This window comes from Flavobacterium luteum, assembly GCF_008806775.1.
Taxonomy (GTDB): Bacteria; Bacteroidota; Bacteroidia; order Flavobacteriales; family Flavobacteriaceae; genus Flavobacterium; species Flavobacterium luteum.
Window position 1 is genome coordinate 162,417 of record NZ_WAEM01000001.1, and the last position, 14,707, is coordinate 177,123.

A 14,707-nucleotide genomic window follows, 5' to 3' on the forward strand; every position below is an offset into this window, starting at 1 on the left:
AATAAATATATGATAAAAACAATGACTTTTTTGTAGGTTTTTTAGTCTAAATATTTACATTTTAAGTAAAGGTAACTATTTAAAAATGAATCAAATTATTTTTGATGGCATATTTTGCTAAACCTATGGAGCTTTTTAAATTTAATTTCTTTAATAAATTTTTTCTATGCGTCTCTACAGTGTTCGTACTTATAAATAATTTTTCGCTTATCATCTTACCACTATATTCTAAAGCAATAAGTTTTATAATAACAAGTTCGCGTTCTGTTAAATAAATTTGGGGTACTATTTTTACTTGATTAATATTTTGGGTATTGTGTGAAAATGAAGCTAATATTTTTTCTTGCATTATTTTGCAAAAATATTCCTCACCATTATGGACTTCGATTAAAGCCTCTATGATGCTATCTCCAACACTTTGCTTTGTTAAATATCCTCTTGCTCCTAATTTTATAACTTCCTTAACTAATTTTAAATCGTCATAACTAGAGAGAACAATTACTTTAAAGGGTGTTTCATAACTTGATAATTCTTTTAAAACTTCTATTCCGTCTTTCTCAGGCATGTTAATATCCATTACAAGAATGTCAGCTTTAGCCTTTACAACTTCTTCAATTAGTCGCATTCCGTTTAGTGAATAGCCTACTACTTCAAAATCTTCGTTTGTTTTTATTACAGCTTTCATCCCTTCAATTAGCATTTGATGGTCGTCAGCGAGATAAACTTTTATTTTTTCAGTCATTGTAACAATTCATTTCAACAAACTTAGCTTAAATTATGTAGGAATCATATCACTAAAATTAGTGATTTTTCAAAAAAAAAACCTGAACGTTAAGTTCAGGTTTTTCTTCGCACTAATAAACTAAGTTTATAGGTTTATCTCAATCTATCCACAGATTTTACGAGATCTTCGTCCTTTTTAATAGCTTTGTTTGCCAAAACTAAAAAAACGATAGAAATAATAGGTAGAAACATCCCAATACCTTTCTCAGAAACAACAACTGCTTCTCCAGATATATTTAGCGAACGATATACAAATAATCCTAATAAAATTAAATTTAATATGATATTCAATCTGCCAATAACAAATTGATGCTGTCTTTTTTTATAAAATAAGATGCTTAATAATGATAAAGAGGTACTTAAACCAAATAATGCAACGTAACCCTGATTTAACATAAAATAGAATTCTTTGCCATCACTTAAAATCCATAAAGGAAAAATAAATGGTAAAACTCCTGTAATTAGTAAGGAAAGAATTAGATATACAGTTTGTATTCTTTGAATCATAAATTAATTTTCTTGTACAAAAATATATTTTCTTTTTTATAAATACTATTGTATGATAAAATTTTATTCGTATTATTGCAAAGCAAAAACGTAAGTACTTCATTTTACGAACAATTCCAAGAATAAAAAAACACCACACATTTTATATCGTATACCAAATCAACTAAATTCAAATAACATTCATGTTTGATATTTCTGTATTAAAAGAAATGAAGCTTGCTGAGCTTCAAGACATAGCTAAATTAGCTAAAACTATAAAAATCGCTGGCACTAAAAAAGAAGCTTTAATAGATTTAATTTTGAAGCATCAAGATGCAAGTCAGTCTAATGAAACTCCAGTTAATGATTCTCAAGAAGCTATAGACAATAAGCCCAAAAGAGTTAGAATTGCACTGGAAAAGAAGCCTGCTATTCAAAATAAAAAGGAAGATACTCTTTTTTCTAAAATTGAAGATCCAATTGCAGAAATAGTTCCAATAGTTGAAGAAAATGTAGTTACTCAAGAAGACACACCAATTGTAGCTAATGCTCCCAAAATTGTAAAATTCAAAAAATCAGATTACGAAAAAAAGATTGCAATAAAGGCAGAAAAAGCATTGCCTAAAGAGGAGAATGCAAATATTGAGGAAGAAAAAGAAACATTAGTTGCTGAAGAAAATACAGAAACGAAATTTCCTGACAAGAAGATAAACCCCAATCAATTGCATAAGCAAAATGGTAATCAAAATTCAAATAACGTAAATCCAAATTTTAAAAATAAAAAAAATAATTTTAGAGATTCCGATTTTGAATTTGATGGAATAATAGAAAGTGAAGGAGTTCTTGAAATGATGCCTGATGGATATGGTTTTCTGCGTTCATCAGATTATAATTATTTAGCTTCGCCAGATGATATTTATTTATCCACTTCACAAATCAGATTATTTGGATTAAAAACGGGTGATACTGTAAAAGGAGTCGTGCGTCCACCAAAAGAAGGCGAGAAATTTTTTCCATTAGTACGCGTTTTAAAAATAAATGGACACGATCCTCAAGTAGTTCGAGATAGAGTTTCATTTGAGCACTTAACACCTGTTTTTCCAACAGAAAAGTTTAGATTGGCTGAAAAGGGTAGCTCCATTTCAACTCGAATTATTGATTTGTTTTCGCCGATAGGGAAAGGGCAACGTGGTATGATCGTTGCTCAACCTAAAACGGGTAAAACTATGCTTCTTAAAGATATTGCAAATGCTATTGCAGCTAATCATCCTGAGGTATATTTGATAGTCTTACTTATTGATGAGCGTCCAGAGGAAGTTACCGATATGCAACGTTCGGTTCGTGGTGAAGTAATCGCATCCACTTTTGATAGAGAACCACAAGAACATGTAAAAATTGCCAATATAGTTTTAGAAAAAGCAAAACGATTGGTGGAATGTGGGCATGATGTTGTTATTTTATTAGACTCTATTACCCGTTTAGCAAGAGCCTATAATACTGTTCAGCCAGCTTCTGGTAAGGTTTTGAGTGGGGGAGTTGATGCTAATGCTTTACAAAAACCAAAACGATTTTTTGGAGCCGCACGAAATGTAGAAAATGGTGGTTCATTGAGTATTATTGCTACTGCACTTACAGAAACGGGGTCTAAAATGGACGAAGTGATTTTTGAAGAATTTAAAGGAACTGGAAATATGGAATTGCAATTGGATAGAAAAATTGCGAATAAACGTATTTTTCCAGCTATCGATTTAACTTCATCAAGCACAAGAAGAGACGATTTACTTTTAGATGAAAAAACATTGCAACGCATGTGGATTATGAGAAAGTACCTGTCTGATATGAATCCTGTTGAAGCAATGGATTTCATCAACGAACGATTTAAGAAAACCAGAAATAATGAAGAGTTTTTGATATCAATGAATGATTAGTCATTAATAGATTCAATAATTTGCAATAAAAAAAACTCCGATGTAGGAATGTACATCGGATTTTTTTGGTTTATTAAATTTACGATTGAAATTAGTTCACAATTACTTTTTTAGTAACAGATTGTTTATTAGAAGTTAATTTTAAAAAGTAAAATCCTTTCGTTAAATTTTCTAAGGAGTAGGTATTATTTTGCAATATAGGATTCTTAATTTGCTGAATTAATTGACCGTTAATATTTATCAAAGTTATTTCGTCAAGAATAGTTTCGGTTTTAATGTCTATTTTGTTGTTGCTTGTTGGATTTGGATATATAACCAGCGATGAAAATAAATCAAAATTAATGGTCGACAATAAAACATTAGGCCAGCGATTTTCTGCTTTTGTTCCGCCCCAAATTAGAGTTGCTAAATATGGATTGTCTATAAATGGATTTCTATTGCCTTGAGCATAAAAATTGTTTACGTTTCCTAGATAGGTATTTCTATTATCCTCAAATTGAGATACAGGATCTTCAGCATTCCAATTTAAAAATAAATCAATCATGGCAGGATCATTTGCAACAGGCTTTCCAACTCCAACATTTCCTGGCAAACATTGATCTCCATAGCGCAAATACATATACATCATCATTCTTGCAATATCGCCTTTCCATTCATCTCCTGGATACCATTCATTTCCAACAGTTCCAGAATTGCCTGAGCCAATGCCAAATTTTTCACTACCACGATCTGCATTCCTTTCTACATCTGAAGGGCGTAAATGGTGTACATCAGAATTTGCTTCTGTAAACTCTAGATTAGGAGTTCCTAAAGACCTCGCATAGGTGTGCTCTCTATTCCATTGGCAAGAACCAGTTCCATCATCATTTTTATTTCTTCTTCTATGATCATTCTCATCTAATGGTATTTCACTGCCATCACAAATTGATGGACTAAACCCATACACCAAAAGCAAATTGGTTTTAGTGGCATCATCAGGATCTAAATCGGTAAATCGAATCGCATTTTCTGCTTGAGCATAAGTCAAGATATAGGTATGAGTTTCGGTAATTTTTTTTGCTAAAGCTTGTTTTAATGCTAATCCAGTTTGATTAAAATTAAATCCGTTATAGTACGGTGTAGCAGGAGCTCCAGCTTGCGAGTATGCAAAATTAATGCAAAGTAGAAGAATAGGTATAATTAGTTTTTTCATTCGACAAATTTCGATTTTACAAAAGTATTTTATTTTGGTTGTAATAATTGCAGTTGTTCATTGTAAACAAAAAAATGTCCTCTATTAATGAAGACATCTTTAATTGTTAAAATATTTGAGAATTAATTTATAATTACCTTTTTAGTTATGGTTAGACCTCCAGAAGTTAATTTTAAAATGTAAAATCCTTGTGTTAGGTTACCCATTCTATACAAATTATTTTGTAAAATAGGGTTCTTTATTTGTTGTATCAATTGACCATTTATAGTAATTAATTCAATAGCATCAAGGGTACTTTCGGATTGAATATTTATAGCACGACTATTAGTAGGATTAGGAAAGACAGAAATTTTAGATACCATTTCATACGTACTTGTTCCTAGAGGAGTTCCCCATATTTTTGCAACATAAGAATTATTATCGATATATGGATTCCTGTTTTTTTGTCGCGAATAAATAGCATTATTTCGTCTTATTTCTCTAGGACTGACAGGATCTTGAGCATTCCAAGTGAGTAATATATTTTTAAATGTATCAGTAAAAACTTGGTTAGAAGTATTATTAAACATTGTAAAGTTATAACTAGCAACAACATCTTCATATCGAGTAGCAAAGTACAATAAACATCTTGCAACATCTCCTTTAAATTCGTCAATTGGCTCAAAAACGGTTCCTACATAACCTGCGGAATAGCCAGAATTTAAATTAGACCCTCTTTTTGAACCATTCATTGAAGTCCAATTAGCAACATTTACAACACCAAAAGGCAAGTCACCTCTCTGCCCATTTACATGTTTGTCAGAAGGTAAAACAAAATGAGCGTCAGAGTACATTGGAGTTGCAGATGCAAATACAGATTGTGGAATTAAATGTTCTCTATTGTATCTTTCACATTCATTATTTCCTAAAGTTCCATCGTCTCTGCCAGTAGGATATGTAAACTCACATTCTGGACCTGTTGGATTTTCAGTGTAAACATCTAACATAGTCCCGTCGTTTTCATAAAATAAATCTACATCAGATGTAGTATAAGTATTGTACAATCCAGGATAGGTTTGATCTAAATAATTTTTAGTAATAATCGTAGCAAGTTGAGTTTTTAAAGCATATCCAGTGCCAGTAGCTGTATTGTAATATCCAGCTGGTGGTTGGGCGACTGCTATAAAAACAAAAAGGAGTAGAAAAAGAGAATAATTATTTTTCATAGTAAAATTTAATAACAATTTAATGTAGATTGTTTTAAGGAAACAAATTTAGCTTATATTCTTAAATAAAAATCATTGTTTACAGTATAAAAATCATTTTTATTTAAAATTTAACAAATGTAATTGTAGAAAAAACAATTTTAGAGACTGTTTTTTGTAATTTATGTGTTTTAAAATTAATTAATTTTTCGTTCTAATAGCGCCATGTAAAATCCATCAAATCCAGATTCGGAAGCGAGAATTTTTGCATCTTTTATAAAATTAAAACTTTTACCAATATCAGTTGTTAGGAATTTTTTTACTTGTTCTTGATTTTCAGACGGTAACACTGAACATGTTGCGTATACTAATTTTCCACCAGGCTTTACTATTTTAGAATAACTTTCTAGAACTTCAGCTTGTACTTTCCTTATATTATCAATAAATTCGGGTTGCAATTTCCATTTGGCATCCGGATTTCTTTTTAAAACCCCTAATCCACTACATGGCGCATCAATCAAAACTCTATCTGCTTTTTCATGTAATTTTTTAATGACTTTTGTGGTGTCAATAATTCGGTATTCAATATTAAAAGCACCATTTCTTTTGGCTCTGAGTTTCAATTGTTTCAATTTACTTTCATACAAATCCATCGCAATCAATTGCCCTTTATTTTCCATTAACGAGGCTATGTGTAGTGTTTTTCCACCCGCGCCTGCACAAGTATCTACAACTCGCATGCCTGGTTTTACATCTAAAAAATGCGCAACCAACTGAGAGTTGGCGTCTTGTACCTCAAAAAATCCTTCTTTAAAAGCATCCGTAAGAAATACGTTAGCTCTTTCTTTTAAGACTAATGCATCTGGTTGGTTTTTTAAAAACTCCGTTTCAATGTTCAAATCCATTAAAATGGCATGTAATTTTTCTTTAGTAGTTTTTAATGTATTGACTCTCAAAATTACTTTAGCTGGTTGGTTTTGTGCAGCAATTTCTGTAGCCCAAACTTTTTCACCTAATTCTTTTACACCTAATTCATCCATCCAATCCGGAATAGATTCCTTGAGTGCTCTAATTTTAGAAAGTTCGTCAAAGCGTCCTTTAATTTTTCGTTCAGGTGTTCCTTCAAGTTGTCTCCAATCAGGAATAGGGTAGCCTCTTAAAACTGCCCAAACCGAAAACATTCTCCAAAGATTGTCTCTATCGAAAGGCTCTTTAACTTCAGCAATTTCAGCGTATAATCTTTTCCAACGAACAATTTCGTAAATAGTTTCTGCTACAAATTTTCTATCAGAACTTCCCCAACGCTTGTCTTTTTTTAAGGCTCTTGCCACTACTTTATCGGCATATTCACCTTCATTAAAAATCGCATTGAGGGAATCAATAGTAGTGTAAACTAAATTTCTGTGTAATCTCATTTTTTATATTTGAGCCGCAAAGGTACTATTTAAAGACGAATTTTACCTGTTATTATTTGTTGCTTTTGATTCAAAAAAAATACTGCTGAAAGCAGTATTTTATTAATTATTTTATTCGAGTTAAATATATTTTTTCTGGTGGATGCAATACTAAAGGGAATTGTTCAATTTTTACAGAACTACTGTCTAAACCAAACGCATTTCCTTCAGACAAACTGAATTTTTTAATAAAGAAATAGGTGTTCATAATTAACTTTTCGTGCCACAACATATCACTATCATTTGACAAGAATTTTTCGGACAATACAAATTTAAAATCACCAAGGATATTATTTTTATTAAGGGATTCGTAACGACTGGTAACATCTACTTCTCCATTTTTTACCATATCTTTCAAAACTTCTTTGAACATTAAATTGATTTTTGTAGGTTCTCTAAATCCTAAATTAAAATCTATTCTAAAAATGTCATCTTTTATAATTTCAGTAACTTTATATTCTTTTTTATAAGGTTCATTTAATATATTTACATGTACAAACCAATAAAGATCGGCTCTTTTTGGTCTTTTCTGTAATATGGAGTACATTACCTTTTCTTCTATTTCATCTGTTCGGCTTGCATTAGTCATGTAAACTAAATGTGTGGCGTATTTAGGAATAGACAAGTCAACACTTAGCTCTGCCATTACTTTTTTATAGTCATCAATTTTAACAAACTTAGTATAATTTTTACTAATTTGTTTGGCCATATACCAGGTAGACATTAGTAGAATTAATATTGTTGCAATTATTAGGGTTACATAACCTCCATCAGCAAATTTTGTAACATTTGCATACAGAAAACAAAATTCTATTATTACATAAATGGCTATAAGTGGCATAATAAAATACAGTTTTACTCTTTTCATTATTAAATAATAATTTAATAATACCGTTGTCATAATCATACATAAAATAATTGCTAGTCCATAGGCATGCTCCATATTACTTGACTCTTCAAAATGCAAAACAATTCCTACGCAACCTAAAAATAAAAGCCAATTTATGGATGGAATGTATAATTGCCCTTTTAGTTCAGTAGGGTATTTTATTTTTACTTTTGGCCAAAAGTTTAAACGCATAGCTTCGTTTATTAATGTAAAAGAACCACTAATTAATGCTTGAGAGGCAATTACTGCCGCCATAGTTGCAATCACAATTCCTATTGGTTGAAACCATGTTGCCATTGATAAATAAAACGGATTTGCATTAGAGCCGCCTAAACTTCTAAGAGTTACTCCTTCATGTTTCATTAAAAAAGCAGCTTGACCAAAATAGTTTAAAATAAGTGTTGTTTTAACAAATATCCAACTAATCCGTATGTTTTTTCGTCCGCAATGACCCATATCTGAGTAAAGCGCTTCAGCACCTGTTGTACATAAAAAAACAAACCCTAGAACAAAAAAACCTTCAGGATTAATCCCTTTATCTGCCATTAAAAGATGATAGGCATAATACGGATTTACAGCTTTTAAAACTTCTAAATTACCTGAAATTTGAATGATTCCTATTATAGCTAACATGGAGAACCATAGTAGCATTATAGGGGCAAAAAACTTTCCAACAAGTTTAGTGCCGAATTGTTGAATAGTAAATAGAACAAATAAAATCCCAATAACAATTGGGATTGTATTAATTTTAGGATAAAAATTTCTAATTCCTTCAACAGCAGAGGATACTGAAATTGGAGGGGTTATAATACCATCTGCAAGTAGAGCACTTCCTCCTATAATTGCTGGAATAATAAGCCATTTTATTTTTGTGCGTTTGACTAATGCATATAGAGCAAAAATACCACCTTCTCCATTATTATCTGCACTCAAAGTAATAAGGACATATTTTATGGTAGTTTGTAACGTTAAGGTCCAAAAAACTAAAGAAATTCCGCCAAGCACAAGGTCTTTATTTATAGCAAAGTCCAATCCTAAAATTGCTTTCATTACATATAAAGGAGATGTACCAATGTCACCATAAATTATTCCTAAAGAAATTAATAAACCACCTAAAGTTAATTTTTTGTGAAGGCTTTGATGTAGAGAGCTCATATTTTATATTTATAAAAACTACAAAATTACTATTATAATATTAATTTGAATAAATTAAATTCAAAATCTTGAATAATTGTAGTTAATAAAAAATAAAATCAAAATTCATTAATAATTTTTATATTTTACATTAAAAACATTAATTATGTTTATATATTTAGTTATTTTATCTTTGCCACAACTTAAAACAAATATATATTATGAAAAAGATTACTTTAGTTTTTACAGTATTATTATCAATTACATTTTCAACTTTTCAAGCACAAGTAACTGCCGAAAGTTCATTGCAACTATTAAAAGAAGGAAACAAACGTTTTGTGGAAGGCAAAAGTATTCGTCCACATCAAAACTTAGAACGTGTTAAAGAAGTGTCTTTGGGTCAAAAACCCTTCGCAATAATTGTTGGATGTTCTGACTCGAGAGTTCCTAGCGAAATTATTTTTGATCAAGGTTTAGGAGATCTATTTATTGTTAGAACTGCTGGACAAGTTTCTTCATTTGCATCTTGGGGAAGTATAGAATTTGCAAATGCTGTTTTGGGCGCAAAATTAATTGTGGTTATGGGGCATACAAAATGTGGTGCAGTAGCTGCAGCTTGTAAAGTTCCTGATGTTCCGGGTCATATTGTGACTTTAATAAACGCTATAAAACCAGCAGCGCAATTAGCAAAAACTCACGATGGTGACCAAATAGAGAATGCTGTTAAAATTAATGTAGCTATGCAAGTGCAACAATTGCAAAATATGGAACCTGTATTGACAAAAGCTGTTGTAAGTGGAGATACTAAAATAGTTGGTGCGGTATATGATTTAGCATCCGGAAAAGTTGAATTTTTAGAACCTGATTTTTTGAACACTTTCCAAAAAAAATAATTTTAATTTAAACCAATTTCAATAGTTTTTAATCTTTGTATCCGGATTAAAAACTATTTTTTTTTTTTGATTAAACTCTATTTAGGATTGTTTTTGTCTCGGTATTGTTGAAGTAGTTTTCTGTTAAAGTCATCTTCGGCTTTTTTGAGTTTTATAATTTTTATAGGAGCCAGTATTCCTTTTAAATTTATAATGAATTTTTTACGAAGCTGAAATAATTCTTCTTCAGTATTCTCCATTTGATTCAAGAAATTTAAAGCCTCTTTTTCACTCATTTTTTCAACTTCACCGCCATTAAAACGATCCATATAAGAGCGCATTTTTTCTTGTTTTAACTCACGTTGTTTATCATCAAAAGCATTGTAAATTGGCCAAAACTTAGCAGCTTCATCGGAATTGAGTTTGAGTTCATCAGTAATATAAGCTACTTTTAAGGCTTTAATTTTTTCTCTTTTTTCTTTAAATCGGTTTTGAGAAAAACTATTTACTGTTAATAAAATAAAAAACAGATATAGTAAATTTTTCGTTTTCATAAATTTATGTTTTTATAAAATAAGATTAATTAATTATGTATTCTTCTAAATTAGAATTTGTAGAAAGTAAATCTTCGATAGCTTTATCTTCAATATTAAAATTTATTTTCATTTTTTGAATATCGTCTTCATCTAATAAATTCACTAGCTCATCATCTGAAATTGCATCTTGATTTGTTAGATAATTTTCTATTGTTGTTTTGTCTAATGTGCTTTCTTGTGTTAAAATAGTTGTATAAATAGGTATCGATAAAGCTATAATTATAATAGCAGCGACTGCATAGAGCCAAGTTTTTTTTCTAGTAAAAAGTGTAATTATTTTTGGCTCATTTTCAGGTAATTGTTTTAATACTTTAGCTGAAAAATCATCAAAATAATTTTCAGGAACTTTAAATCCTGATTTAATTTTGGGTTGTTCATCTAATTTAAATTCATTCATAGTCATAGGACATTATTTTTTTTAAAAGGTTTAATTCGAAATCATGTAAATTTCAATCTTTTTTACAGCATGATGATAGGATGCTTTTAAGGCACCCACTGATGTTCCTAAAACATCTGACATTGCTTCGTATTTAATTTCTTCAAAGTATTTCATTTTAAAAACCAATTGTTGTTTTTCTGGTAAAAGTGTAATTGCTTTTTGTAATTTTATTTGAATTTCATTTCCATCAAAAAAAGAGTCTGCTTTTAAATTGTCAACTATTTTACTTTGCAACGCTTCACTTGTAGTCCCGTTTCGTTTTGATTTCAGATTAATAAATGTGATGGCTTCATTTGTTGCAATGCGATACATCCAAGAAAATAATTTGCTATCCCCTTTGAAGTTTTTAAGATGTTGAAAAACTTTTACAAATGTGTTTTGCAAAACATCATCGGTATCATCATGATTCAAAACGATATTTCTAATATGATTATACAATGGTTTTTGATACTCATGCAATAGTTCCTGAAACGCCACATTTTGCGTTTTAGGATTCAATAGTTTTTGTATGAAATCTTTCTCTTCCAAAGAAATGTTTTCTGTTAGAATGCAATTAATGAAAAAGGTTTAATTCTTCCACAAAAAAAATCAAGGTTCGGCAGTTTCAACAGCTTGTTCAACAGGAGTTTCAAGAGGTTTTTCAGCAGGTTTAGATTTCTCAACGACTGCTGTTTTAGATTGAATAGGAATATAAATTTCGGTAATCCATTGTGAAGGATTTGCAATTTGCTCCATGTTTTTATAGTACAGCTCTAAAGAAGCCACGTTTGTATTTTGAGACAAATTATTTTTTGCTATATATACAAAAGTTTTTCTCCAAGCTTCTTTGCTGTGAGAATAGTCCCCTTTTAAAATAGTTTTTACAGCTTTAAACGGATACAATTGTCCAGAAGTAATATCGCTCCCTTCACTAGTGTAAACCACTTCTTTTATAGGAATACAAACCGAAAGTTTGGTAATTCCAGAAGCTACATCATAAGTATGATACAAAACAAATGGTTTTCCGTACATTACTAATTTATTTTTCTTAAAGAAATTAATAATTTTTGGAATCATGATGCGTAAATTTTTTGGCACATCACTTATTTTACAGGTAATACTCTGTCTTAAATAAAAGCAACCGAGTTTTTGTACAACACCAGCCACTTTAATAGAGTAGGTGTTTATTTCATAATCTAAAGTTTTATCTAAATTGATTAGGCTTTTTTCATACATATCACCTATAACATTACTCGGTCCGCCTTTAAAAGCACTATAAACTTTAAAACCAAAACCCATAGTTCCTTTAGATCTCCATGTTACTTTTGTTCCTCCTGCCGTATCTTTAAATGTCCAATAAACATCTGAAAGAGAGCCGTTATAGTCCATTTTTTGATGAATACTAACATTGTTTTTTACAGCTATGGTTTTCATTTCTCCGTCACCGTCTTTCCCTTTCCAGGAATAATTGGCCCCAACGCCAACAGTATTATTAGGATAAGAAAAAGTCATTTCTGGGTCTTCCTTTTTCCAAGAACCAAAAGTCTCCCAATTTCTAAAATCGTTCACATAATTAAAAACAGTACTTCTTTGTGATTTTATCACACGACTTCTTGTTACATCGAAATCTCCTTTTTGAGTAGCAACAAAAACTGTTGATGCAAAAAGAGTTAACAAAAAGAGCAGAAATATATATTTTAAAATTTTCATGATTTTACAATTAATTGCTTTTGTAAAGTTATAATTTTTAACTGATGTTTAATAGTATTTATTCTACTTAATCACTTTTCAAATTCTAAATTAACGTTTCATAGTTACTTTTATAATGAAAAGTAAAACTATGAATAAAATAAAAGCAATTAAAACTTTATAGGAGCCTTTATAAAATGTTTGATGTATGTTTATATCTTTCCGATAAGAAAAAATCATAATAATAACAAAAGTGATTAAAAATAAAGCGGCAAAAATCCATTGACCAGTACTAAACATAATTATAATTATTTTCTACAAAAATAGTCAATTGTAAACAAAAGTTATTATTTTGCACCATGATTTAATTTATTTATAAAATGCAAAAACAACTGAACGCCGTTAAGGAATTTCATACCGCATTTGCTATAGGTCATAGTGAACATCCAATAGCCGATTTAGGGGAATCGAAAAATATTCTGCGATTTAATTTAATGAAAGAGGAAAATGAAGAATACCTAGAAGCGGTTCAAAACAATGATTTAATAGAAATTGCAGATGCATTGGGCGATATGATGTACATTTTGTGTGGAACTATTATTGAACATGGTTTGCAACATAAAATTGAGGAAGTTTTCGACGAAATTCAACGTAGTAATATGAGTAAGTTGGATGAAGACGGAAATCCTATTTATCGTGAAGACGGAAAAGTAATGAAAGGACCAAATTATTTTAAACCAGATTTTTCAAAAATATTGAAATAAGAGTGTAATAAATCTAAAAAGAGGGGTTTTCAATTGAAAACCCTCTTTTTTATAATAAAAAATAAACTAAACTTTTACAGTCCAACCAAAAGTATCATCTGCTAATTTATGCTGAATATTGGTTAAGTGTTCTTTAAGTTGTAATGCATATGAATTCTCAATTTTTGGCAATTCATAATAAACATCTCTATAAGAAAATCCAACAATAGGATTTACAACTGCAGCAGTTCCTGCTCCAAAAATTTCTTTCAATGTGCCATTTTTAGAGGCTTCTACAAGTTCTTGTACTAAAACTGGTCTAACTTCTACATTTATTCCTTTACTTTTTGCTAAATCGATGAGGCTTTTTCTTGTTACTCCGTCAAGTATTCTTTCGCTAACTGGTGCAGTGAGTAATGTATCATTTATTCTAAAGAAAACATTCATGGTTCCAGCTTCTTCCAACATGGTATGAGTGGCGTCATCTGTCCAAATTACTTGTTGAAAACCTTCTTTGTTAGCTAGATTAGTTGGGTAAAACTGTGCTGCATAGTTACCTGCAGCTTTTGCTGCGCCAATACCACCATTTGCCGCACGACTAAAATGTTCGGCAATAAGCACTTTTACTTCACCTGAATAATACGATCGAGCTGGCGATAAAAGAATCATAAATTTATAATCATCCGAAGGATTTGCAACAACTCCTGTACCAGTGGCAATCATGAAAGGTCTTATATACATTGTATTTCCTTTCCCTTTTTTTATCCACGACTCATCCAATCGAAGTAACTCATTAAGCCCTTCCATAAAAATATATTCTGGTACTTCGGGCATTGCCATTCTAACTGCAGATTTATTGAATCTTTTATAATTTTCATCGGGTCTAAAAAGCCAAACATCATTATTATCATCTTTATAGGCTTTCATGCCCTCAAAAATGGCTTGACCATAATGAAAAACTCTAGTAGAAGGATCTATTAAAAAAGGAGCATAGGGTTTAACAACAGGTTTTTGCCATTCACCATTTTTATAATCACATTCAAATAAATGATCTGTAAAAACTGCTCCGAAACTCAAGTTTTCAAAGTCAACTGAATTTATTTTTGTAGTCGTAGCTTTAATTATTTCAATTTTACTAGTTTGAGTTGTACTCATGATAATGAATTTATTTTATATTATGAATTGGCTTGAAATTATTGTTTTGAATAGTACATTACACACAAACAATACATGCAAAATTAAATAAAATTTAGCAAAAAACTTGCCAAAAATCTATTTAAAATAGAATTTACTGATGATTTGTTTATATTCTAAAAAAGTTATCATATTTATTATAAAT

14 protein-coding genes are annotated in these 14,707 nt (G+C 30.3%); 3 read left to right on the top strand and 11 right to left on the bottom strand.

What is annotated here, in order from left to right; genetic code table 11:
- Window positions 1-79 precede the first annotated feature (79 nt).
- Both F6464_RS00720 and F6464_RS00725 read right to left on the bottom strand, forming a co-directional pair.
- Entirely contained in the window at window positions 80-742 is a 663-nt protein-coding gene (locus tag F6464_RS00720; RefSeq protein WP_151105832.1) for a response regulator transcription factor, read from the bottom strand.
- Window positions 743-876: 134 nt separating this feature from the next.
- Entirely contained in the window at window positions 877-1,290 is a 414-nt protein-coding gene (locus F6464_RS00725; protein WP_151105833.1) for a DUF4293 family protein, read from the bottom strand.
- A 182-nt stretch (window positions 1,291-1,472) separates the two neighbouring features.
- Here F6464_RS00725 and rho point away from each other — a divergent pair, with 182 nt between their 5' ends.
- Complete coding sequence (gene rho / locus F6464_RS00730) at window positions 1,473-3,197, top strand: transcription termination factor Rho (protein ID WP_151105834.1); 1,725 nt, start codon at window positions 1,473-1,475, stop codon at window positions 3,195-3,197.
- Window positions 3,198-3,288: 91 nt separating this feature from the next.
- On the opposite strand, the gene F6464_RS00735 is transcribed toward rho, so the two are convergent.
- The 4 genes from F6464_RS00735 to F6464_RS00750 form a co-directional block, all read right to left on the bottom strand.
- Entirely contained in the window at window positions 3,289-4,389 is a 1,101-nt protein-coding gene (locus F6464_RS00735) for an endonuclease (RefSeq protein ID WP_151105835.1), read from the bottom strand.
- A gap of 122 nt (window positions 4,390-4,511) precedes the next feature.
- Window positions 4,512-5,594, bottom strand: coding sequence for an endonuclease (locus F6464_RS00740; RefSeq protein ID WP_151105836.1), 1,083 nt, complete (start codon window positions 5,592-5,594; stop codon window positions 4,512-4,514).
- Window positions 5,595-5,770: 176 nt separating this feature from the next.
- On the bottom strand, window positions 5,771-6,988 hold the full coding sequence (locus tag F6464_RS00745) for an RsmB/NOP family class I SAM-dependent RNA methyltransferase (protein WP_151105837.1): 1,218 nt from the start codon (window positions 6,986-6,988) through the stop codon (window positions 5,771-5,773).
- A 106-nt stretch (window positions 6,989-7,094) separates the two neighbouring features.
- A complete protein-coding gene (locus tag F6464_RS00750) occupies window positions 7,095-9,071 on the bottom strand; it encodes a KUP/HAK/KT family potassium transporter (protein ID WP_151105838.1) in 1,977 nt (658 codons plus the stop codon).
- 200 nt (window positions 9,072-9,271) lie between these two features.
- On the opposite strand from F6464_RS00750, the gene F6464_RS00755 reads away from it, so the two are divergent.
- Window positions 9,272-9,943 carry a carbonic anhydrase gene (locus tag F6464_RS00755; RefSeq protein ID WP_151105839.1) on the top strand — a complete coding sequence of 224 codons (672 nt, stop codon included), beginning with the start codon at window positions 9,272-9,274 and terminating at the stop codon, window positions 9,941-9,943.
- Between the two features lie 77 nt (window positions 9,944-10,020).
- Here F6464_RS00755 and F6464_RS00760 read toward each other — a convergent pair whose 3' ends face one another.
- From F6464_RS00760 to F6464_RS00775, 4 genes are read right to left on the bottom strand one after another with little or no spacing between them, the layout of a single operon-like run.
- Window positions 10,021-10,476, bottom strand: coding sequence for a sensor of ECF-type sigma factor (locus F6464_RS00760; RefSeq protein ID WP_151105840.1), 456 nt, complete (start codon window positions 10,474-10,476; stop codon window positions 10,021-10,023).
- 25 nt (window positions 10,477-10,501) lie between these two features.
- A complete protein-coding gene (locus tag F6464_RS00765) occupies window positions 10,502-10,921 on the bottom strand; it encodes a hypothetical protein (RefSeq protein ID WP_151105841.1) in 420 nt (139 codons plus the stop codon).
- A gap of 24 nt (window positions 10,922-10,945) precedes the next feature.
- Window positions 10,946-11,485: an RNA polymerase sigma factor gene (locus F6464_RS00770; RefSeq protein WP_225318008.1), complete on the bottom strand. Its 540-nt coding sequence runs from the start codon at window positions 11,483-11,485 to the stop codon at window positions 10,946-10,948.
- Window positions 11,486-11,545: 60 nt separating this feature from the next.
- Window positions 11,546-12,646 carry an SRPBCC family protein gene (locus F6464_RS00775; RefSeq protein ID WP_151105842.1) on the bottom strand — a complete coding sequence of 367 codons (1,101 nt, stop codon included), beginning with the start codon at window positions 12,644-12,646 and terminating at the stop codon, window positions 11,546-11,548.
- A 359-nt stretch (window positions 12,647-13,005) separates the two neighbouring features.
- Here F6464_RS00775 and F6464_RS00785 point away from each other — a divergent pair, with 359 nt between their 5' ends.
- On the top strand, window positions 13,006-13,389 hold the full coding sequence (locus tag F6464_RS00785) for a pyrophosphohydrolase domain-containing protein (protein ID WP_151105844.1): 384 nt from the start codon (window positions 13,006-13,008) through the stop codon (window positions 13,387-13,389).
- A gap of 66 nt (window positions 13,390-13,455) precedes the next feature.
- Here the strand turns inward: F6464_RS00785 and F6464_RS00790 are convergent, their stop codons facing one another.
- The gene (locus tag F6464_RS00790; protein ID WP_151105845.1) at window positions 13,456-14,523 is read right to left on the bottom strand and encodes a branched-chain amino acid aminotransferase; all 1,068 of its coding nucleotides are present in this window, start codon (window positions 14,521-14,523) and stop codon (window positions 13,456-13,458) included.
- Window positions 14,524-14,707: the final 184 nt, after the last annotated feature.

Excerpts from the sequence above, each read along its gene's own strand:
- F6464_RS00720 (WP_151105832.1), bottom strand. The coding sequence starts at position 742 with ATGACTGAAAAAATAAAAGTTTATCTCGCTGACGACCATCAAATGCTA.
- F6464_RS00725 (WP_151105833.1), bottom strand. The coding sequence starts at position 1,290 with ATGATTCAAAGAATACAAACTGTATATCTAATTCTTTCCTTACTAATT.
- rho (WP_151105834.1), top strand. The coding sequence starts at position 1,473 with ATGTTTGATATTTCTGTATTAAAAGAAATGAAGCTTGCTGAGCTTCAA.
- F6464_RS00735 (WP_151105835.1), bottom strand. The coding sequence starts at position 4,389 with ATGAAAAAACTAATTATACCTATTCTTCTACTTTGCATTAATTTTGCA.
- F6464_RS00740 (WP_151105836.1), bottom strand. The coding sequence starts at position 5,594 with ATGAAAAATAATTATTCTCTTTTTCTACTCCTTTTTGTTTTTATAGCA.
- F6464_RS00745 (WP_151105837.1), bottom strand. The coding sequence starts at position 6,988 with ATGAGATTACACAGAAATTTAGTTTACACTACTATTGATTCCCTCAAT.
- F6464_RS00750 (WP_151105838.1), bottom strand. The coding sequence starts at position 9,071 with ATGAGCTCTCTACATCAAAGCCTTCACAAAAAATTAACTTTAGGTGGT.
- F6464_RS00755 (WP_151105839.1), top strand. The coding sequence starts at position 9,272 with ATGAAAAAGATTACTTTAGTTTTTACAGTATTATTATCAATTACATTT.
- F6464_RS00760 (WP_151105840.1), bottom strand. The coding sequence starts at position 10,476 with ATGAAAACGAAAAATTTACTATATCTGTTTTTTATTTTATTAACAGTA.
- F6464_RS00765 (WP_151105841.1), bottom strand. The coding sequence starts at position 10,921 with ATGACTATGAATGAATTTAAATTAGATGAACAACCCAAAATTAAATCA.
- F6464_RS00775 (WP_151105842.1), bottom strand. The coding sequence starts at position 12,646 with ATGAAAATTTTAAAATATATATTTCTGCTCTTTTTGTTAACTCTTTTT.
- F6464_RS00785 (WP_151105844.1), top strand. The coding sequence starts at position 13,006 with ATGCAAAAACAACTGAACGCCGTTAAGGAATTTCATACCGCATTTGCT.
- F6464_RS00790 (WP_151105845.1), bottom strand. The coding sequence starts at position 14,523 with ATGAGTACAACTCAAACTAGTAAAATTGAAATAATTAAAGCTACGACT.